The following is a 20,027-nucleotide window of genomic DNA, read 5'->3' on the forward strand; positions in this document are numbered from 1 at the left end:
TAGAAAGGAAGAACACATGAACACGTTAATCAAGAACGCGATTGTGGCCGACCGCCACATCTTCAAGGGCGACATCCTGATTCAAGACGGCCGCATCACCGCACTCGGCGAGCACCTGGCGGCCCCGGCCGACGCCCGGGTGATCGACGCCGCGGGGGCGACGGTGATGCCCGGGCTGGTGGATGTGCATGTGCACTTCCGCGAACCCGGCTTCACGGACAAGGAAACCATCGCCACCGGGGCCGCGGCCGCGGCGCACGGCGGCTTCACCACCGTCTGCGCGATGCCCAACCTCAACCCGGTGCCGGACAACGTCGCCGACCTGACCAAGCTGATCGCCAAGAACCGCACGGACGCCAAGATTCACGTCGCGCAGTTCGCCGCCATCACCGAGGGCCTGCACTCCACGACCCTGACCGACTACGCGGCGATGAAGCAGGCCGGCGCGTTGGGCTTTTCCAACGACGGGGTGGGGGTGCAAGACGCCGCCACCATGTACAACGCGATGAAGGGCGCCGCCGCGGTCGACGCGCCGATCGTCGCGCACATCGAAGACATCGGCCTGGTCAACCACGGCGTGATTAACCAGGGACAAAAGGCCAAGGCGTTGGGCCTGCCCGGCATCAACCACGTCAGCGAGTCCGCGCAGCTGGCCCGCGACCTGACTTTGGCCGAGGCCACCGGCGTGCACTACCACGCCTGCCACATCTCCACTAAGCAGAGCATCGAACTGATCCGCGACGCCAAGGCCCGCGGCGTGCACGTCACCGCCGAGGCGACGCCTCACCACCTGCTGCTGGACGACGGCCACATCCCGGGCGACGACGGCATGTTCAAGATGAACCCGCCGCTGCGGGCCGAGGCCGACCGGCTGGCCCTGATGGACGGGCTGCGCGACGGCACCATCGACATGATTGCCACCGACCACGCCCCGCACACGGCGGAAGAGAAAAGCGGCGGTTTTGCGCACGCGGCCTTTGGCATCGTCGGGTCGGAAACCGCCTTTGCGCTGCTGTACACCAGCTTCGTGCGTTCCGGCTGGTGCACCCTGAAGGACCTGATCGGCTGGATGAGCACCAAGCCGGCCGACGCGTTCGGCCTGAGTGCCGGGCGCATCAGCATCGGCGCCCCGGCCGACCTCACCATCGTCGACCTCGACACGCCGTACCAGATTGACGCCAACGATTTTCTCTCCAAGGGGCACAACAGCCCATTCCTGGGGCGGCAGGTGTACGGCCGCGTGCTGTGGACCCTGGTTGACGGCAGCGTCGCGTACGCAAAGGAGGACCAGCAGTGAAGCGCTACTTAATCCTTGAAGACGGCAGTGTGTTCGCCGGGGAGGGCTTCGGCGCCCCGACCGTCACCACCGGCGAGATTGTGTTCAACACCGGCATGAGCGGGTACCAGGAGACCATCACCGACCAGAGCTACAACGGGCAGATCATCACCTTCACGTACCCCCTGATCGGCAACGCCGGCATCAACCGCGACGACTACGAAAGCATCAACCCGACGACCAAGGGCGTGGTGGTGCGCGAGGTCGCTCGCGTGACCGGCAACTGGCGCGCCCAGATGAGCCTCGACGAGTTCCTGCGCCGCAAGAAGATTCCGGGCATCTCGGGCATCGATACGCGCGCGTTGACCCGCATCCTGCGCGAGGCGGGAACCATGAAGGCCAGCATCGTCGATGCGGCCGATGACCACGCCTTCGACCAGCTGCGCGCCCTGGTGCTGCCTAAAAACCAGGTGGCGCAGGTCGCGACGACCAAGGCCTACCCGGCGCCTGGCACCGGCAAGAACGTGGCGGTGATCGACTTTGGCCTCAAGCACAGCATCCTGCGCGAGCTGTCGCGCCGCGAATGCAACCTGACCATCCTGCCGCCGACCATCACGGCTGCCGAGATTCTCGACTTGAACCCGGACGGCGTGATGCTGACCAACGGCCCCGGCGACCCCAAGGATGTGCCGGGTGCGCTTGAGATGATCCGCGGCGTGCAGGGCAAGATCCCGCTGTTCGGCATCTGCCTGGGCCACCAGCTGTTCGCGCTGGCCAACGGCGCGGACACCTTCAAGATGAAGTACGGCCACCGCGGCTTCAACCACCCGGTGCGCGAGATTGCCACCGGCCGCATCGACTTCACCAGCCAAAACCACGGCTACGCGGTCGACCCGGCCAGCATCGACCAGGATGTGCTCTTGGTCACCCACGAGGAGATCAATGACCACACCGTCGAGGGCCTGCGCCACCGCCTGTACCCAGCCTTTTCCGTGCAGTTCCACCCGGACGCGGCGCCTGGTCCGCACGACGCCGACCACCTGTTCGACGAGTTCATGGAAATGATGGAAGAGAACGCTCGGAAAGGAGCCAACCATGCCTAAGCGACAAGACATTCACAAGATTCTGGTCATCGGCTCCGGCCCGATTATCATCGGCCAGGCCGCGGAGTTCGACTACTCCGGCACCCAGGCCTGCCTGGCGCTGCGCGAGGAGGGCTATTCGGTGGTGCTGGTCAACTCCAACCCGGCGACCATCATGACCGACACCGAGATAGCCGACAAGGTCTACATCGAGCCCTTGACCGTCGAATTCCTCAGCCAGATTCTGCGAAAGGAGCTGCCGGACGCGATTCTGCCGACCATCGGCGGCCAGATTGGCCTGAACCTCGCGATGAGCCTCGCCAACGCCGGCATCCTCGACGAGCTGAACATCGAGCTGCTGGGCACGAAGCTGTCGGCCATCGACCAGGCCGAGGACCGCGAGCTGTTCAAAAACCTGATGCAGTCGCTCCACGAGCCGATTCCCGAGTCGACCATCGCCCACAGCTTTGAGGACGCCAAGGCGTTCGCCGAGACCATCGGCTACCCAGTCATCGTCCGTCCGGCCTTCACCATGGGCGGCACCGGCGGCGGCATCGCCAAGACCGAGGCGGAGCTTGCCGTCATCTGCGACAACGGGCTGAGCCTGAGCCCGGTTCACCAGGTGCTGATCGAGCGCTCGATTGCCGGCTACAAGGAGATCGAGTTCGAGGTGATGCGCGACGCCGCGGACAACGCGATCGTGGTCTGCAACATGGAAAATTTCGACCCGGTCGGTGTGCACACGGGCGATTCCGTCGTGTTCGCCCCGGTGCAGACCCTGACGGACAAGGAGGTGCAGATGCTGCGCGACGCGAGCCTGCGCATCATCCGCGCGCTGAAGATCGAGGGCGGCTGCAACGTGCAGCTGGCGCTTGACCCCAACTCCTTCAAGTATTACGTCATCGAGGTCAATCCGCGCGTCAGCCGCTCCTCGGCCCTAGCCAGCAAGGCAACCGGCTACCCGATCGCCAAGATGGCGGCCAAAATCGCCGTGGGCCTGACCCTGGACGAGATCAAAAACCCGATCACGGACGCGACCTACGCCCAGTTCGAGCCGATGCTGGACTACGTGGTCGCCAAGATTCCGCGCTTCCCGTTCGACAAGTTCGAGTCCGGCGACCGCACCCTGGGCACGCAGATGAAGGCGACCGGCGAGGTGATGGCGATCGGCCGCACCATCGAGGAGGCGCTGCTCAAGGCGGTGCGCGGACTCGAGGTCGGCGCCGTGCACCTGTGGCGGGCGGGGGATGCCGCGCTCACCGACGACGCGCTGACCGCCAAGATCGTCACGCCCAACGACGAGCGGCTGTTCTATCTGGCCGAGGCGTTCCGGCGCCAGTACACCATCGCGGAGCTCGCCGAGCTCTCGGGCATCAACCCGTTCTTCTTGGACAAGCTGTTGCACATCACCGAGCTTGAGGCAGAACTTGGCGCCCACCCCGGTGACCTGGACCTGCTGCGGGTCGCCAAGACCAACGGCTTTTCCGACGCGACGATCGGCGCGCTGTGGCACACCAGCGGCGATGCCGTGCGCACGCAGCGCAAGCAGGCGGGCCTGGTGCCCGTGTTCAAGATGGTCGACACCTGCGCCGGCGAGTTCGCCAGTTCGACGCCGTACTTTTACAGCACCTACGAAAAGGAGACCGAGTCCCACAAGGACAGCCGCCCGAGCGTCCTTGTGCTGGGATCGGGCCCGATTCGCATCGGTCAGGGTGTGGAGTTCGACTACGCGACCGTGCACTCGGTCAAGGCGATTCAAAAGGCCGGCTACGAGGCCATCATCATGAACTCCAACCCCGAGACGGTGTCCACCGATTTTTCCATCTCGGACAAGCTGTACTTCGAGCCGCTGACCATCGAGGACGTGCTGAACGTCATCGACCTGGAGCAGCCAACCGGGGTGATCGTGCAGTTCGGCGGCCAGACCGCCATCAACCTGGCGGCACCGCTGGCCGCGCACGGCGTCAAGATTCTGGGCACCAGCCTCGACGACCTGGACGCCGCCGAGGACCGCGACCGCTTCGACGCGATCATCAAGTCGCTGGGCATTCCGCAGCCGGTGGGCGCCACCGCCACCACCAAGGCGGCCGCCATCGCCATCGGCAACCGCATCGGTTACCCGGTGCTGGTGCGCCCGAGCTACGTGCTGGGCGGCCGCGCGATGGAAATCGTGCACAGTGAGGAAGAACTCGCCGGCTACATCGACCGCGCCGTGTCCGTCTCCAACGACCACCCCGTCTTGATCGACCAGTACCTGGTCGGCACCGAGTGCGAGGTCGACGCGATCACCGACGGCACCACCGTGGTGATTCCGGGCGTGATGGAGCACATCGAGCGCGCTGGGGTCCACTCCGGCGACTCGATGGCCGTCTACCCACCGCAGGACTTCGGCCCAGACATCCTGGATCAGATCGAGCACGCGACCATGGCCCTGGCCAAGGCGCTGCACTGCATCGGCATCATGAACATCCAGTTCATCGTCAACCACGGCAAGGTCTACGTGATCGAGGTCAACCCGCGTGCCAGCCGCACCGTACCGTTCTTGAGCAAGGTCACCGGCATCTCGATGGCCCAGCTCGCCACTCAGGCGATCCTCGGCCAGAAGCTGGCCGAGCTGGGCTTTGCCTCCGGCATCCAGCCGCTGCGTCCGGGCGTGCACGTCAAGGCGCCGGTGTTCAGCTTCTCCAAGCTCAACGCCGTCGACTCGATGCTCGGCCCCGAGATGAAGTCGACCGGCGAGGTGATGGGCTCCGACGCCACGCTTGAAAAGGCGCTTTACAAGGCCTTCGAGGCCAGCAACACGCACCTGCCAAGCTACGGCACCGCGCTGTTCACCGTTGCCGACGCCGACAAGCCGGAGGCCGTCGCCCTTGCCAAGCGCTTCCGCGAGGTCGGCTACCAGATTGTCGCCACCGCCGGCACCGCCGCCGCGCTCAAAAACGCGGGGATCAAGGTGACCACCATCGCCAAGCTGGGCGAAAGCGGGGAGAACGCGATTCTCGACGCGATCGCCGACAAGAAACTGCAGGTGGTGATCAACACCACCAGCGCCGACCGCGCCGCCACCAGCGACGGCTACCGCATCCGCCAGGCGGCGATTGCCCACGGCGTGCCGCTGATGACCAGCCTCGACACCGCCAGCGCCATCGTCCGCGTCCTCGAGTCGCGCGCGTTCACGACCCAGGCGCTGTAGTTGCCGGCCATACCCGGTCGTCCGGGCCCCGACCGGTCGATTCAGCCGGTCGAATCAGAAAGGAGTGCCACATTGCCACCCATCATTGCGTTAGATTTTGCCACCACGGACCAGGCCACCGCGTTCGTCCGTCAGTTTCCTGCAGGCGAGCGGCTGTTCGTCAAGGTCGGGATGGAGCTGTTTTACGCCGGCGGCCCCGGCATCATCCGCGAGCTGCAGGCGATTCGGCCGCTGGACATCTTCTTGGACCTGAAGCTGCACGACATTCCGCACACGGTCGAGCAGGCCGCGGCGCAGATTGGGCGGCTCGGCGTCGCCATGACCACCGTGCACGCCGCCGGGGGCAGCCGCATGATTGCGGCCGCCAAGGCGGGGCTTGAACGCGGCGCGGCGGAGGCCGGGGTGCGCCCGCCGAAGCTGTTGGCCATCACCCACCTGACCTCCAGCTCGCAGGCGATGCTTGCCTCGGAGCTCTCAATCACCGTGCCGCTGCCGGAGGCCGTGTCGCACCTAGCGGCGGTCGCGCAGGCGGCCGGGGCCGACGGTGTGGTCGCCAGCGCCCAGGAGGTGCCGCTGATTCGCGCGGTCACCCGCCCGGATTTTCTCATCGTCACGCCGGGCATCCGGCCGCAAAACGCCGCGGTCGGCGACCAGGTGCGCGTCGTCACCCCGGGGCAGGCCGCGCGCATCGGCGCCTCCGCCATCGTGGTGGGGCGGCCGATCACGCAGGCCGAAAAACCGCTTGCCGCCTACCGTCAGATCAACCAAGAATGGAGCCAATCATGATCGATTACGAAACCGCAATTGCCAAGGACCTGCTGGAAATCGGGGCCGTCACGCTCTCGCCGAGCGCCCCGTTCACCTGGGCCAGCGGGCTGAAGAGCCCGATCTACACGGACAACCGCATCACCATCTCCTACCCGGCGGTGCGCAGTCGCATCGCGGACGGGCTGGCCGCAACCATCAAGGCCGAGTTTCCGGACGCCGAGGTGATCGGCGGCGTCGCGACGGCGGGCATTCCGCACGCCGCTCTGGTCGCCGACCGCCTGGACTTGCCGATGGTCTACCTGCGCAGCAAGCCCAAGGACCACGGGCAGGGCAAGCAGATCGAGGGCGCGTTCACGCCGGGCCAAAAACTGGTCTTGATCGACGACCTGCTGAGCACCGGCGGCTCGGTGCTCAAGGCCGCCGCGGCCGCACAGAAAGAGGGGGCGGTGGTGATCGGCGTGGTCGCCATCTTCAGCTACCAGCTGCCGGCGGCGACGCAGAACTTTTCGGCGGCGGGCATCCCGTTCACGACGCTGACCAACTACACCAGCCTGATTCACGAGGCCAAGGCCGCCGGCACCATCGATGAAGCCGAGCTCGCGCTGCTCAAGGCCTGGCGCGAGGACCCCGCGGCCTGGGGCACGCGGTAGCGCGTCTCCGAATGTTCGGTGGCTAATCCACCAACGCTGGCCACTCGCTGCTGACTACAAACCGGCTTGGGTCTCAGCTAACCCCTTAACCAACAAAAACAGCTCCCCAACCCTGCGCACCAGGCGCAGGGTTTGGGAGCTGATTGCGTTTGGGTCACATCGTCGGCTTGCGGCGGTACTTCTCGACCAGGGCGGCGTCCGGCGTGACGGCAACGGTGCGCTGGCCCTCGTAAACCACGAAGCCCGGCTTGGCGCCGTTGGGCTTTCTGATCTTCTTGACCTCGATCCAGTCGACCGGCACGTTGGCGCTGGCGCGGCTCTTGGAGAAGTAGGCGGCAAGCGTCGCCGCGGCCATCAGCGTCGCGTCACTCGGGGCGGCCGAGTCGATGATGACGTGGGAACCCGGCACGTCCTTGGCGTGCAGCCAGATGTCGGTTTTCTTGGCCTTCTTCAGGGTCAGCTGGTCGTTTTGCAGGTTGTTTTTACCCACCCAGATCTTGGTGCCGTCCGGCGCATAGAACTCGTCGGGGGCGGCGACCTTGTGCTTGAGCGGCTTCTTGCCCTTCTTTTGAACCTTCAGGTAGCCGCCGTCTTGAAGCTCCAGGCGGATGTCTTCGAGGTCCTTGGGGCTTGCAATCTCGATCTGTGCGGCGATGCCGTTGAGGTAGTCGAGCTCGGATTGGTTCTCCGCCATCTGCTGGTTGACGTAGGCCACGGCGTTTCTCAGCTTCTGGTACTTGGCGAAGTACTTCTGCGCGTTTTGGGACGGGGAGAGCTGGTTGGACAGCGTGATCTCAAGCGGGCGCATCTCGTCGTAAAAATTCGGCAGGGTGACTTCGGTCATGCCGCGCTCGACCTGTGACAGGTACGTGGTCAGCACCTCGCCGCGGATGCGGTAGTCGTCTTGCTTCGCGCTTTCTGCCAGGGTCCTTGCCAGCTTTTTTTGCTTGCGGTTGTCCTTGTCGATCACGTTGTTGAGCACGTGGATCATGTTGCTGCCCTGGTTGTGGACGCGGTCGTGCTCCGCCTTTTGGACGTAGAAGCGATCGAGCATCTCGCTTAAGGTCGCGTACTGCTGGTCAGTGCCCGCCAGCGTCTGGTAAGGCGTAGCGGTGAAGGCGACCTTGGCGCCGGTGGTGATGGTCGGCGTCGGCTGGTCGAAGGCGGCCAAAAACGCGTCCCAGGCGGCGTCGGCGTCGCCCACCTGAAGCCTTGCGGCGAGCTCCTGCGCGGAATCGACGGCCAGCCCCTGGTAGTGGCGCTGCAACAGCTTTGCCAGGGGCAGCTCGGTGGTTTTCATCAGCTCGCGGTAGCCGCGGCTGGGGTCTTGAAACGGGTCGACCTTGTCTTGAACCGGCGGGGCGACGTACTGGGCGCCCGGCATCAGCAGCCGGTAGCGGTTCTGGTCCGGGCTGACGTGGTGGATCAGGTCCAGGATGCGGTTGGCGTTCAGGTCGACCAGCGTGATGTTGGAGTGGCGGCCCATCAGGTCGATCACCAGGCGCAGGCTGAGGTCGTCGCCGAGCTCGTCTCTGGCGGCAAAGTCCAGGTGCAGCACGCGGTCGTTATCGACCTGCGCCAGCCGCTTCAGGGTGGCGGAGGCGAGGTACTTGCGCAGCGTCATCGTGAAGGTCGTCGGTACCGCCGGGTTGCTGTAGGGAATCTGTGTGATCTGCACGCGCGCGTACTCCGGGTGCGCGGACAGCAGAAGCGGCCAGGTCTTGCGCTCGGCGCGGATGCCGAGGATCACCTCGTTGGCGTAGGGCTGGGTGATTTTGTTGACGCGGCCGCCGACCAGCTTGTCGGCCAGCTCGCGCGCCATCGCGTGGGTGAACATCCCATCGAATGACATAAGTGCCTCCTTTGGATCGCCCCAATCTCGAGGCGTCATCATGCCTATTATTGTAACGTTTTTCGCCAGGCGGCGCAAAAGGGCGGGGGACGCGGCGAAAATCGTTCAAAAATGCCGGGTTTCATGGTATGGTAAAAGCAGTAATTTTTACGCAAAGGGTGAGACGATATGAAGATCGCGGTCGTTACAGACAGCACGGCGTACCTGACGCCGGCACAGGTTCAGGCGGCGGGCGTCACCGTGGTGCCGATTCCGGTGATCCTGGACGGCAACGTGTACGACGAAGGCAAGGACATCACCTCCGCGGCGTTTTACGAGAAGCTGCGCGGCGCCAAAACCTTCCCCAACACCTCCCAGCCCCCGCTCGGTGAGATGCTCAAGCTCTACCAAAACCTCGCCAATGAGGGCTACGACACCATTTTGAGCATCCACCTGGCCAGCACCATCTCCGGCTTCGTGAACACGCTCAAGGCCGCGGCCAGCGAGGTCCAAAACGCCAAGGTCGTGGTCTACGACTCGCAGATCACGGTGATCCTGATGGGCGAGCTGGTGCTGACGGCGGCGCGCATGGCCCAGGCCGGCGCGGACATCGACACGATTGTGGCCGCGCTCGACGACCTGCGCGCCACCATCGGCGAGTACTTCATCGTCAACGACCTGCAAAACCTCGTGCGGGGCGGCCGGCTGAGCAACGCTGCGGGCTTCATCGGCGGCATGCTCAAGATCAAGCCGCTTCTGACCTTCGACGACGACTCGCACAAGATCGTCGCCTTCGAGAAGATTCGCTCGCTCAAGAAGGCGTACGGCCGCGTCGAGGACCTGTTCGAGGCCGCGCTTGCGACGGTCGACTACCCGGTCAAGGCTTGGATCATCGACGCCAACGACCCCGAGGCCGGCGACGCGTGGCTGGCCGAGATGCAGGCGCGCTTCCCGGCGGTCAACTGGGGGCGCTCCTACTTTGGGCCGGTGATCGGCACGCACCTCGGGGAAAAGGCGATTGCCCTGGCCTGGATTCGAGACCAGGCCGCGACGCGCTAGCGATTTCCAAGCCGTTCAAACCGGCCGAGGCGCAGCGTAAAGCCGTGCAGCCTCGGCTAGTAATGGCCAGTGTCGGCCACGGCTTGACGGCGCGCGGCGCGCACATGACGACCCTGGCGGCCGGCAGCAACGGCTCACTGGGTCGCGGCTGCCGGCCGTTTTGGTGCGCCGGGCGACGAGACATCACAAACTACTTCTTACTTGGTCAGCTTTTTGTTATAGTAAGGGCGGACGGCACGCGCTGCCGCCACGACTAAGTTGGAGGCATTCCCATGTTCATTGAAACCCCGCAGCCGACCGGCCGGATTCTGTCCAGTCGTGAGGTCTACACCGGTCCCATCTTCTCCGTCGTCAAGCAGACCATCGACACGCCGGACGGGCTGCGCGTGACGCGCGACCTGATCCGCCACGCCCAGGCCGTCGCGCTTTTGGCCATCACGCCGGACGACCGGGTGCTGGTCAACCGCGAGTATCGCGTCGGCGTTAACCGCGAAGCCTTCGCGCTGCCGGCCGGCCTGATCAACGCCGGCGAGGACGTGCTGACCGCCGCAGCGCGCGAGCTGACCGAGGAAACCGGCTTTGTGCCCGGCGCGCTCACCGAGATGTGCGCCGTGCACTCCAGCGAGGGCATGACCGACGAGCTGGTGCACCTGGTGCTCGCCCGCATCGACCCGGCGGAAACCACGGCCAAGCACTTCGACCAAGACGAGTTCGTCCAAAGCGCGCTGGTGCCGCTGGATGAGGTCGTCGCGGCGGTCAAGGCCGGCCAGATCACCTCCGCCCAAAGCGTCAGCGCCCTCGGCTACTACCTCGCCTTCGTCCGTCACTAACCCAGATTGGAGCTCGTTTTGCAAAACATCAAATTCATCGCCACCGACATGGACCACACGCTGTTGACCGAGGCCGGGGCGCTGCCGCCGCACTTTGAGGACTACCTGGACCGCCTGGAGGCTTTGGGCATCCAGTTCGCCATCGCGTCGGGCCGGCCGCTGTACACGCTGCGCAACCTTTTTCCCCGCCACAAGGATCGCCTGACGCTGATCGCCGACAACGGCGCCGTCGTGGCGCACCGCGGCCAGATTCTGGACAAAACGCTGATGCCGACCGCAGACTACCAGGAGATTGCTCAGTTCGTGGCGGCCAACACCGACGGCCGACCGCTGGTGTGCGGCCTCGACGCGGCGATTGCGGCCGAATCCGACCGGCAGTACGACGCGGTCTACCGCGAGTTCTACCACAACCTCGACTTTGTGCCCGACCCGGCCGCGTGGACGGGCGAGGCGAACAAGGTGACCATCTACCTGCCCAAGGGCGACGCGCAGGAGACCTTTGCCGCCCAGATCGCGCCGAGGTACGGAGCGCGCTTTTCCGCTGCCGTGTCCGGCCCGGTCTGGATCGACATCATGATGAAGGGCGTCAACAAGGGCACCGCGATTCAGGCCATTGGCGAGAAGCTCGGCATCGCGACGGCCGACATGATGGCCTTCGGGGACACCTTCAACGATGCGGAGATGCTGGCCACCGTCGGTCACGGCTACCTGGTGGCCAACGCCGCGCCGGGCATGGAACAGTACGCCAAGTACCGCACCGCCAGCAACGCGGAGTACGGCGTGCTGCAGGTGCTCGACCAGGTCATCGCGGCCCACCAATAGGAGGCAATCGCATGGAGCTTCACAACGTCAGCATCCAACTTGCCGACTACACCGAGTACAACCTGTACATGATCCGCCACAGCCACAACTGGCTGGTGCAGGTCGCCAATTACGCAGGTCCGGTGCTGGGCGTGCTACTGCTGGCCTTCGCTGGCCTGTTCGCGTGGCAGGGGCGCCTGGCAGAGGCCGCACTCTACCTAGTGCTGGCCGTCCTGCTGCTTCTGGTCACCCTGCACGTGGCCCTGCGTTGGCAGGCGCGCCGCGAGTTTCGCGCAACCAAAAACGCCGCGATGTTCGAGTCCCGCGACCTCGTGATCGACGACACGGGCATCACCGTGACGTCGGCGCACGCGACCAGCCACGCCGACTGGGCGAGCTTCCTGAGCGTGGGCGAAACCGACCGCGTCTTCGTGCTGCTGGTCGCCAAACGGATGGCGCAGCTACTGCCAAAGGCCGACCTCGACGCGGCGCAGCTGACCGAGCTGCGCGCGCTTTTCACCGCCCACGTGGCGGACGTCAAGCTGATGAATGAGGGGGTGGCGTGATGCAAGACCTGACAATCAGCCCACTGCAGGGGCTGCCGACCCTGGTTGCCGGCCAGGCGGTGTTTGCGGCGCTGAAAAAGCAGGGGGCCCAGGGCTTCTTAGTCGCAGACGCCGCGCCGCTGGCCGTGGTGGTCACGTGGCGCAGCCGCCGGCACCCAAAGCTCTTGCGCTTCACCTGCGCCTGCACCAAGGCCGGGCTTGCGACCCCGCCCGCGGCGCTGGCCGACGCGGTGGTCAGCACCGCGATTGCCGCCGCCAAGGCCTTTCGCGCCGCGGGCATTCTGCTGACCGCGACGGCGGCGACGCCGCTGATCGGCGACATGGTGTCCCGCGGCCTGCGCCGCATCGCGACCGTCTACCAGCCGCGGCTGAGCCTCGCCCAGGTGGCGGTGCCAAGCCACGCGCTGCCGGCCGGTGCCGCGCTGCTGTCGGCGACGGGCCTCGCCCAGTCGCCCGCTGTGCTGGCGGCGCTGCGCGAGCGGGCGCAGGCGGCCTACGCTGCACAGCACCCGCTGGACCCGGTGAACCCCGCGGCCGTGGCGGCGCTGTCGCCCAAGCTGGCAGACCTTGTGCCGGACATTCCCGTTGCGCTGCACCGCGGCGACGAGCTCCTGGCCTTTTGCCTCGTGCACCCGGTCAACGCCGACACGGCGAAGCTTGGGCTGACCTGGGCTGCCGACCCCGCCGACCTGACCGCGCTGGCCGAGCAGACCCTGAGCACCCTGGCCAGCAGCTTTGGCTGGCTGACCGGCGCGGTGTCAGACCTCGATCCGGCCGCAGTGCAGGTCGCCCGCATGCTGAACCAGCCGCTGGCGCCAGAGGTGGCCAAGTACGTGATGCTGTTCTAGACTGTAGCCAAAAGGCGGCGGTCCTCCTAGTCCGGAGGGCCGCCGTCTTTTCGCGCTCAGCGCTGCATAATGATTTCGTCCAGCGGACCGTAAGGGGTGGCGGTGCGCACCCGTTCGCCGGTGCAGGCGAAGCCGCGTCCGGTGTACAGCCGCTGCGCGTTGGCGTTGGCCTCAAGCACCACTAGGTACACGGTGGGCTGTGTCAGCCGGGCCAGCGCCGCGTCGAGCAGCCGGCCACCGACACCCTGGCCCTGGTAGGCCGGCAGCACATACAGCGAGTAGACCTCGCCCTGACCGGCGCGCTCGGGCCGCCGCGCCGGGCCGTACGCGCAGACGCCGACGGTTTCACCCCGCGCCGTTTTGGCCAAAAAGGTGGTGGCGACACGCCGTTCGGGGTGCCACGTCGCCGCGGTCAGGCTGGCGAGGTAGGCGGCGGGCACCATGCCGCGGTACGCCGCGCGCCAGGTGGTCAGGTAGACGGCGGCCACCGCGGCGAAGTCGTCGTCAACGCTCGCAGGAACAATTCGGATGTCGGTCATGAGACTCACTTCTTTCTTTATTAGAGACATTATAATACAATGACAACTGAACGGGTACCTGACGCGGCAGCAGGCCCGACGAATGGGGGACGTCACATGGACATCAACGAGCGCAACCTGCGCAAGCTCAGCACAAGGCCGGATCCGCTGCACTTCACGCCGCGGCAGGTCGACTGGCTGCTCGATCACATCGGCGACTTGGACGGCGCGGTGCGCGACGACCTCGTGTCCCAGCTTTTGGCTCGCGGCTTTGTCGCCGGCGGTTTCACCCAGGAACAAAAGCAGGCCATCGCGGCGCGGGTCACGGCGGGCAATGGGCTGTTCGCCGGCATCGCCGAGCCGGTCGGCGATCGCGTGTTCACGCGCACCTTCACCGCGCTATTGGGGCAGCTGTTGCTGAGCACAGACCGCACCGAACCCTTTTTGACCACCGCGCAGCGCGAGATCTGGCTGACCTGGGCGCTGCGCTACCTGCAGACCGAGCAGGACTGGCGGGCGTTCGTGCCCGGTCACGGCTGGGCGCACGGCATCGCGCACGGCAGCGACCTGCTGGCGGCGGCGGTTGCGGTACCGACCAGCGGCGAGGCCTACGCCAAGGCGGCACTGCTGGCCGTCACCGACGTTTTGGACCGCCTCACCACGCCCTTTGAGGCCGACGAGGAGGAGCGCCTGGCGATGGTCGTGCTGCAGGCCGCCGCGGCGCACCCGGAGGGGGTGCGCCAGTACCTGATCCGCACCGATGCGGCGCGCTGGGAGGCACAGGCGGCCGGACCAGACCCCGAGCCGTACTACCGGCTGGCGGCGTGGCAGCGCATCCTGAAGACGCTGTACTTCCTAAGTAACCCGCTGCGAGAGACGGTGACCCCGCTGATTCGCCGCTACTACAAAGCGTCCGGCTACCCGGATGCGCTGGAGGCCCCATCATGAACCTGATTTTTGCCCCGCTGACGCAGGCGAACGCGCTGCGCATCGCCGATGACTGGCACTATCCGGCGCCTTACGATTTTTACGACATGACCGCCGACCCGGAGGACTACGCCGAGCTGATCGACCCGGCCGCCCGCGGCGACCAGTACTTTCAGGTCACCGACGAGCGGGGCGCCCTGATCGGCTTCTACGCGGTGATGCCGACTGCGACGCCCGGCGTGCTTGAACTCGGGCTGGGCATGGCGCCGGCGCGCACCGGTCACGGCGACGGCGGCCGCTTCCTGGCGGCGGTGCTGGCGGATGCTCGCAGCAAGTCCGCCTGTCGCGAGATTCTGCTGGACGTCGCCGCGTTCAACACTCGCGCGCAAAAGGTTTACGCGCGGGCCGGCTTCACCATTGTCCGAACACACGTTCAAGAAACGAACGGCGGGGCGTATCCATTCATCGAGATGCGGGCTGCGTTCGGCGACGACTAGGCACTGCCAGACTTGCACGTTCACCCGGAGCAGCCTGGGCCTCGGCGTGCACCTGGATTACGACTGGGAGTGCAATGCGACGCGATTGCAGCCGTGCGCGCACAGCCGACCAGTCGAGATCTGAAAACGTCGCGCGATGCCAAATTCGGTTGGGTTCATGCCTACCATAACCGTGAATAACCGTGAATCGAAAGCTGACTGCAGCACCGGCACCGCAATCGACGGCCACGCCAGCGCAGAAGCCGCGCGTGCTCGCGCACAGCACAATCAAAAGTGGCACGGTAACGCGTGGATACGCCCAAATTGACGCCCGAGCGGCCTGATCCAGCGCAGAACGTCAACACCGATGGCCAGCATTGCGGCACCGGGGTCGTCGCCATCGGTAGACGGATTCTTGCACGCACAAGAGGGGGGACGACCGGCAATAAGTTGCCCAGTTTTCGCCTTCTTTTTAGTTAACATAATACATATTATACGAAGTAACGTAATCGGACGAATTGAAGGGCGAATCAGCCTGCTGCTGCGCATGCTGCCGTCGCGCCGCAATCATCAATCGCTCGCCAAGCCAATCAGTCCGCTTTGCCTTCGTCGTGGCTTCAAATCCTCCAGCCGCTCATCCAGTTCTTCCGTCAGTCTTCGGCTGACGCCGCATGGTCACTCGCACGACTGGCGACGCTCATCTGAAACCAAGCACCAACTGTCGTGATGCTCTCGGTGCTTCTTGCGCTGACAGCGGCCTGTGCGACACGTTGACCATCTCTTTGCCATGACCAGTTCATCTCGACACTCAGGCGCGACTCTCAGCACCGGCATCGATCAGCGGCTCGAATCCTGTGAACTTGCGCCAGCCACACATGGTTACGGCCGGTGCTGATCACGCGTTCCTCGCTGATTGGCTTCGCCGGCGCGGCGCGTCACCGATCGTTGAGCTAGCCAGACGCTCCAGCCACACGCAAAAAGCTCGCTTCAGACGCTGTGGCGGCGTCCGAAACAAGCTTTTGCTGACGATTAGCGGTTTGCCGCTGCCTTGCGCACCAAGCATTAGGTTGTGCGCGGCCGATTGTCTCAGTCGACCGAGGAGAAGCTGGCGATGGTGTCGGCGTCCAGTCGGCGCAGCAGCTCATTGACCAGCTGCGTGGAGGCCTGGAAGTCTGCCAGCGCCGTGAAGTTGAAGGCGGTGTGCTCGTAGCGCACCGGAAGGCCGACGACGATGGTCGGAATGCCCTTCCAGTAGCCGATGGCCGCCCCATCCTGTCCCCCGCCGGTGCGGACCGCGCGGGTGTACGGCAGGTGCAGCTCGTCGGCCAGGTCGGCGGTGAACTGCTGGAACTGCGGGTTGGCGATGTAGGTGGTGTCAAGGTCGCGCAGCATCGGGCCGCCCTTCATCCGGGTCTGGCTCAGCCAGTCGGGCTCGAAGGTGTCGTCGGCCGGCACGCCTTCGTAGACGATGGCGAGGTCCGACTCGACCTTGCGCGCCGTCACGTAGGCGCCGCGCAGGCCGACCTCCTCTTGGGTCGAGAGGCCCGCAACCACGTCGACGTTCAGGTTTTCGCCGTCAAGCGTCGCCAGGGTGTCGATCATCGCGGCGGTGCCAATGCGGTCGTCGAAGGCCTTGCCGAAAAACATCCCGTGCGCGGCGTCGTACTGGCAGTCCACCGCCGGCACGATCGGGCAGCCAGTGTCGACCGCGAAGTCATTGATGGTTTCTTCGCGGCTGGTGCTGCCGATGTCGACGGACATCTCAGCAATCTGCGGCACCGCGTTGCGCTCCGCGGCGGTCATGAAGTGCGGCGGCTTGGTCGCCACGACGCCGGGAATGTACTCGCCGCGCTTGTTGCGCACCATCACGCTCATCGCCGGCACGTTGGTCGGCACGAATCCGCCGAGGGTGACGAACTTCAAAAGGCCGCTCGGGCGCACGGCCTGCACCAGCAGGCCGACCTCGTCGGCGTGGGCGTCGAGCTGAACCACCGGCAGTTTGCCGGTGTTGCCCTTGCGACGGGTGATCGCGTTGAACATGCCGTCGATGGTGGTGTCGCCGTAGTCCTTCACGGCGTCGCGGTACAGCCGAATCACGGGCTGCTCGAAACCTGACGGGCCGAACGCGTTGGACAGGTCTTTGATGAGCTGAATCTGCTTCGTGGTATCCATGGAATCTCCCCTTTTTTCACAAAAAGCCCGTCTCCGGGCTTCCTTGCTACGCTTCGTAGGCTGCCTGCAGTGGCGGCACAACCTGCTTCTTGCGGGACACGACGCCGGGCAGTGCCAGGCGGTGATCCGCGTCGAACTTGACCCCGAAGGCGGCCTCGAGCTTGTCGAGGTCGGCGCCAAAGGCCAGGCCCAGGGAGTTGGAGTTCAGGATGTCGGTGGCAATCAGGACGAAGGTGTCGTAGCCGTTCTTCTCGGCCTCGGCCTTCAACGTCGCCTCGATGGCGCCTTGGCGCGCCTCGATCTCGCCGAGGTCCACGACGTTGACCTGGCCGATGCGGACGGTCTTGCCCGCCATGGTGAAGCTCTTGGCGTCGCCTTCGACGATGTCGAGGTCGGACTTGGCGGCCAGGTTGGTGCCGGCCTTGAGCATCGCCAGGCCGTACTGCTCCAGGTCGATGCCGGCGAGCTTGGCAAGCTCAGGCAGCACGCGGCGCTCGAGGTCGGTCGTGGTTGGGCTCTTCAAAAGCAAGGTGTCGGAGATGATGCCGCTGGCCATCAGCCCGGCGAGCTGCGCGGAAATGGTGAAGCCGTGCTCCTGGAACATCTCGTAGATGATCGAGTTGGTGCTGCCGACCGGCTCTGCACGGTAGAACAGCGGTGCCGCGGTGTTGAAGTTGGCGATGCGGTGGTGGTCCACCACGGCCGTGACGGTAACGTCCGCGATGTCTTCAACGCTTTGCTGCGGCTCGTTGTGGTCGACCAGCATCACGGTGTCCGTCTCGGTGGCCGCGGTCTTGATCACGCGCGGTGCCGGCTGCTTGAAGTAGTCCAGGACGAACTTGGTCTCGTCGTTGGGCTCGCCCAAAGCCACCGCCTCGACGTCCGGGTTGCCGAGCTGGCGCTGGAACTCAGCGAAGCTCAGGGCGCTGGTCAGCGCGTCGGTGTCGGGGTTTTGGTGGCCAAAAATCAATGTCGTCATGATTGAATCTCCCTTGTGGTATCAGTTTTTACTCATTCAGTTTAACACGGTTCTCCGCCACCCGCGACAGGTAATCCTTCTCATCAAGGTAGCGGTCAAAGCCCTCGAGGAACTGCGCGACGCGCGGAATCTCGTCTTTGCCCTTGCGGTAGACGAAGGCCAGCTCGAACGTGATGGCCGGGTCGAAAGCCACGGCATGGGCGTGGATCTGCTCCTGGTGGGCCTGGTAAAAGGAGTTCGGCAGCGCCGTGTTCACCCCGGTACGGTTCAAAAACTGGGTGATCTGGTACGGCGTGGTGAACTGCGCGACGCACTGCGGGTAGTCCACCATCTGGTTCTTGTAGGCCTCCTTGAGGATGTGGCTCAGAAAGTAGCTCTCCGGGTACGTGACCCACGGGTTTTCGATGGTGTCGTTGAAGTGCACGCGCTTGCGCTTGGCGAGCTTCTCGCTGTGGTGCAGGAATAGGAGCTGCTCCTCGACGATGCGCCGCGATTCGTACGGCTTCCAGTTCTTGATCGTGTCGTCCGGCAGGTACATGATCGCCAGGTCGATCTGGTTGTTTTCGAGGTGCTCCCAGATATCGTGGCGCGTCATGTTGAGCAGCACCACCTCGACGTCCGGGTTGTCCAGGTAGTACTCGGAGATGAAGCCGGTGAAGGCCGAGTCCTCGACGGACGCCAACAGCCCGACGCGAATCGTCCCGGTGTTGGCGTTGCTGGCCTGCTGAATCTCGTCGGTCGCGCGGTTGAGCACGTCGTAGATGTCGTGGGTGGCGCTGAGCATGGTGCGCCCGGCGTCGCTCAGGTGCAGCTTCTTGCCGACCGAGTAGAACAGTGGGGCCCCAACCGTCCGCTCCAGCTTTTTGATCTGCTGGGTCAAGGCGGGCTGGGTGATGCCCAGAAGCTGCGCCGCCTGGGTGTAGTTCATGGTCTCGGCAAGCTGGAGGAAATACGACAGTGTCTTGGAGGAAAAAATGCTGTCCTGCTTAGTCTTCATCATTGAGCCCTCTTCTCACGCGCGACTCGCGCTTTTTTAACGTAACGTCTGACTTAATAATAAGATAACGAAAAAGAAGACGCAACTAATTTCTGCATCTTCTTATCGTATCTAAAAGTTGGAGGGGCTTACTTCTTCGGCCGCCAGGTCTTCCAGGCGGTGTAATCGTCGGTGTGCAGCAGCTTTTCGGCGTTCTTGACCCGCGCGGCGGTCGGCGGCTCGATGCCTTCCAGCGGGTACGTGATGCCCAGCTCGTGGTACTTCTTGACCCCGAGCGTGTGGTACGGCAGCACCTCGACCTTCTGAATGTTGTGCAGCGTCTTGATGTAGTCGCCGAGCTCCGCGAGGTACTTGTCGTCGTCGGTGCGCTCCGGCACGAGAACGTGGCGGATCCACATGTCGCAGCCGTTAGCCGACATCCACTGGATCATGTCCAGGATGTTCTCGTTGCCAAAGCCGGTGAGCTTCTTGTGCTCGGCGGAGTTGATGTGCTTGATGTCGACCAAAGAGACATCGGTGACCGCCATCAGCTGCTTGAACTTGGAGAACCAAGGCTCGTCTCGGGTGAACGGGTTGCCGGAGGTGTCCAGGCAGGTGCTGATGCCGCGGGCCTTGGCCTTGGTGAACAGGTCAAGCAGAAAGTCGATCTGCACCAGCGACTCGCCGCCGGAGCAGGTCAGACCGCCCGTCTCGCCCCAAAAGGCCTGGTAGCGCTCGCAGTCGTCGAGCAGCTCGTCTGCGGTCATCTCGTCGCCGACGCCGATGTTCCAGGTGTCTGGGTTGTGGCAGTACTGGCAGCGCATGCGGCAGCCCTGCAGGAAGATGACGAAGCGGATGCCGGGGCCGTCGACGGAGCCGAAGCTTTCGACCGAGTGGACGTAACCCTTGACCGGCCCCTCTTGTTCAAGCCCCACCTGATCCAGAATGTTCAGCGGACTGCTGCTGTTGTCGAATAATTTCATCGTTCTTCCTCCATTTCGTGAAGCAAACGGTTTTGGCCACAAGCGGCAAAACTTGCCGCCTCTGGACAAAACGGGAGCCATGGGCTCCCGTC

At 64.7% G+C, this 20,027-nt stretch carries 18 protein-coding genes; 12 read left to right on the forward strand and 6 right to left on the reverse strand.

Translation table 11 applies throughout. The features are described from left to right. Nucleotides 1-16 precede the first annotated feature (16 nt). From LE416_RS04160 to pyrE, 5 genes are all read left to right on the forward strand, one after another. Nucleotides 17-1,297, forward strand: a complete 1,281-nt coding sequence (locus LE416_RS04160) for a dihydroorotase (RefSeq protein WP_225047226.1) — start codon at nt 17-19, stop codon at nt 1,295-1,297. Further along, nucleotides 1,294-2,379 carry a carbamoyl phosphate synthase small subunit gene (locus LE416_RS04165; RefSeq protein WP_225047227.1) on the forward strand — a complete coding sequence of 362 codons (1,086 nt, stop codon included), beginning with the start codon at nt 1,294-1,296 and terminating at the stop codon, nt 2,377-2,379. The genes LE416_RS04160 and LE416_RS04165 overlap by 4 nt, the downstream gene beginning before the upstream one ends. Then, nucleotides 2,372-5,551 (forward strand): carbamoyl-phosphate synthase large subunit, encoded by a 3,180-nt coding sequence (gene carB / locus LE416_RS04170; RefSeq protein WP_225047228.1) that lies wholly within the window; start codon nt 2,372-2,374, stop codon nt 5,549-5,551. Before LE416_RS04165 ends, carB begins: the two co-directional genes overlap by 8 nt. Before the next feature lie 72 nt (nt 5,552-5,623). Further along, nucleotides 5,624-6,337, forward strand: coding sequence for an orotidine-5'-phosphate decarboxylase (gene pyrF, locus LE416_RS04175; RefSeq protein ID WP_225047229.1), 714 nt, complete (start codon nt 5,624-5,626; stop codon nt 6,335-6,337). Next, on the forward strand, nt 6,334-6,969 hold the full coding sequence (gene pyrE / locus LE416_RS04180) for an orotate phosphoribosyltransferase (protein WP_225047230.1): 636 nt from the start codon (nt 6,334-6,336) through the stop codon (nt 6,967-6,969). The genes pyrF and pyrE overlap by 4 nt, the downstream gene beginning before the upstream one ends. A gap of 154 nt (nt 6,970-7,123) precedes the next feature. Here the strand turns inward: pyrE and LE416_RS04185 are convergent, their stop codons facing one another. Then, nucleotides 7,124-8,821: an NFACT RNA binding domain-containing protein gene (locus LE416_RS04185; RefSeq protein WP_225047231.1), complete on the reverse strand. Its 1,698-nt coding sequence runs from the start codon at nt 8,819-8,821 to the stop codon at nt 7,124-7,126. Nucleotides 8,822-8,989: 168 nt separating this feature from the next. Between LE416_RS04185 and LE416_RS04190 the strand changes: the two genes are divergently transcribed. From LE416_RS04190 to LE416_RS04210, 5 genes are all read left to right on the forward strand, one after another. Further along, nucleotides 8,990-9,859: a DegV family protein gene (locus LE416_RS04190; protein ID WP_225047232.1), complete on the forward strand. Its 870-nt coding sequence runs from the start codon at nt 8,990-8,992 to the stop codon at nt 9,857-9,859. A 272-nt stretch (nt 9,860-10,131) separates the two neighbouring features. Next, nucleotides 10,132-10,689 carry an NUDIX hydrolase gene (locus LE416_RS04195; RefSeq protein ID WP_225047233.1) on the forward strand — a complete coding sequence of 186 codons (558 nt, stop codon included), beginning with the start codon at nt 10,132-10,134 and terminating at the stop codon, nt 10,687-10,689. Nucleotides 10,690-10,707: 18 nt separating this feature from the next. Then, nucleotides 10,708-11,511 carry an HAD family hydrolase gene (locus LE416_RS04200; protein WP_225047234.1) on the forward strand — a complete coding sequence of 268 codons (804 nt, stop codon included), beginning with the start codon at nt 10,708-10,710 and terminating at the stop codon, nt 11,509-11,511. Nucleotides 11,512-11,522: 11 nt separating this feature from the next. Then, complete coding sequence (locus tag LE416_RS04205) at nt 11,523-12,056, forward strand: YcxB family protein (protein WP_225047235.1); 534 nt, start codon at nt 11,523-11,525, stop codon at nt 12,054-12,056. Continuing rightward, entirely contained in the window at nt 12,056-12,904 is an 849-nt protein-coding gene (locus LE416_RS04210; protein ID WP_225047236.1) for a hypothetical protein, read from the forward strand. Before LE416_RS04205 ends, LE416_RS04210 begins: the two co-directional genes overlap by 1 nt. Nucleotides 12,905-12,960: 56 nt before the next feature. Here LE416_RS04210 and LE416_RS04215 read toward each other — a convergent pair whose 3' ends face one another. After that, nucleotides 12,961-13,443 (reverse strand): GNAT family N-acetyltransferase, encoded by a 483-nt coding sequence (locus tag LE416_RS04215; protein ID WP_225047237.1) that lies wholly within the window; start codon nt 13,441-13,443, stop codon nt 12,961-12,963. A gap of 96 nt (nt 13,444-13,539) precedes the next feature. On the opposite strand from LE416_RS04215, the gene LE416_RS04220 reads away from it, so the two are divergent. Both LE416_RS04220 and LE416_RS04225 read left to right on the forward strand, forming a co-directional pair. After that, nucleotides 13,540-14,370 (forward strand): DUF2785 domain-containing protein, encoded by an 831-nt coding sequence (locus tag LE416_RS04220; RefSeq protein WP_225047238.1) that lies wholly within the window; start codon nt 13,540-13,542, stop codon nt 14,368-14,370. Beyond that, complete coding sequence (locus LE416_RS04225; protein WP_225047239.1) at nt 14,367-14,846, forward strand: GNAT family N-acetyltransferase; 480 nt, start codon at nt 14,367-14,369, stop codon at nt 14,844-14,846. The genes LE416_RS04220 and LE416_RS04225 overlap by 4 nt, the downstream gene beginning before the upstream one ends. Nucleotides 14,847-15,911: 1,065 nt before the next feature. Here the strand turns inward: LE416_RS04225 and LE416_RS04230 are convergent. From LE416_RS04230 to pflA, 4 genes are all read right to left on the reverse strand, one after another. Continuing rightward, on the reverse strand, nt 15,912-16,997 hold the full coding sequence (locus tag LE416_RS04230; protein ID WP_225047240.1) for a M42 family metallopeptidase: 1,086 nt from the start codon (nt 16,995-16,997) through the stop codon (nt 15,912-15,914). A 46-nt stretch (nt 16,998-17,043) separates the two neighbouring features. Then, nucleotides 17,044-17,976, reverse strand: coding sequence for a manganese-dependent inorganic pyrophosphatase (locus tag LE416_RS04235; protein WP_225047241.1), 933 nt, complete (start codon nt 17,974-17,976; stop codon nt 17,044-17,046). A gap of 28 nt (nt 17,977-18,004) precedes the next feature. Then, entirely contained in the window at nt 18,005-18,973 is a 969-nt protein-coding gene (locus tag LE416_RS04240; RefSeq protein WP_225047837.1) for a LysR family transcriptional regulator, read from the reverse strand. A 128-nt stretch (nt 18,974-19,101) separates the two neighbouring features. Beyond that, nucleotides 19,102-19,935 carry a pyruvate formate-lyase-activating protein gene (gene pflA / locus LE416_RS04245; protein WP_225047242.1) on the reverse strand — a complete coding sequence of 278 codons (834 nt, stop codon included), beginning with the start codon at nt 19,933-19,935 and terminating at the stop codon, nt 19,102-19,104. Between the last annotated feature and the right edge of the window lie 92 nt (nt 19,936-20,027).

It is taken from the genome of Lacticaseibacillus kribbianus, assembly GCF_020180945.1.
Classification (GTDB): domain Bacteria; phylum Bacillota; class Bacilli; order Lactobacillales; family Lactobacillaceae; genus Lacticaseibacillus; species Lacticaseibacillus kribbianus.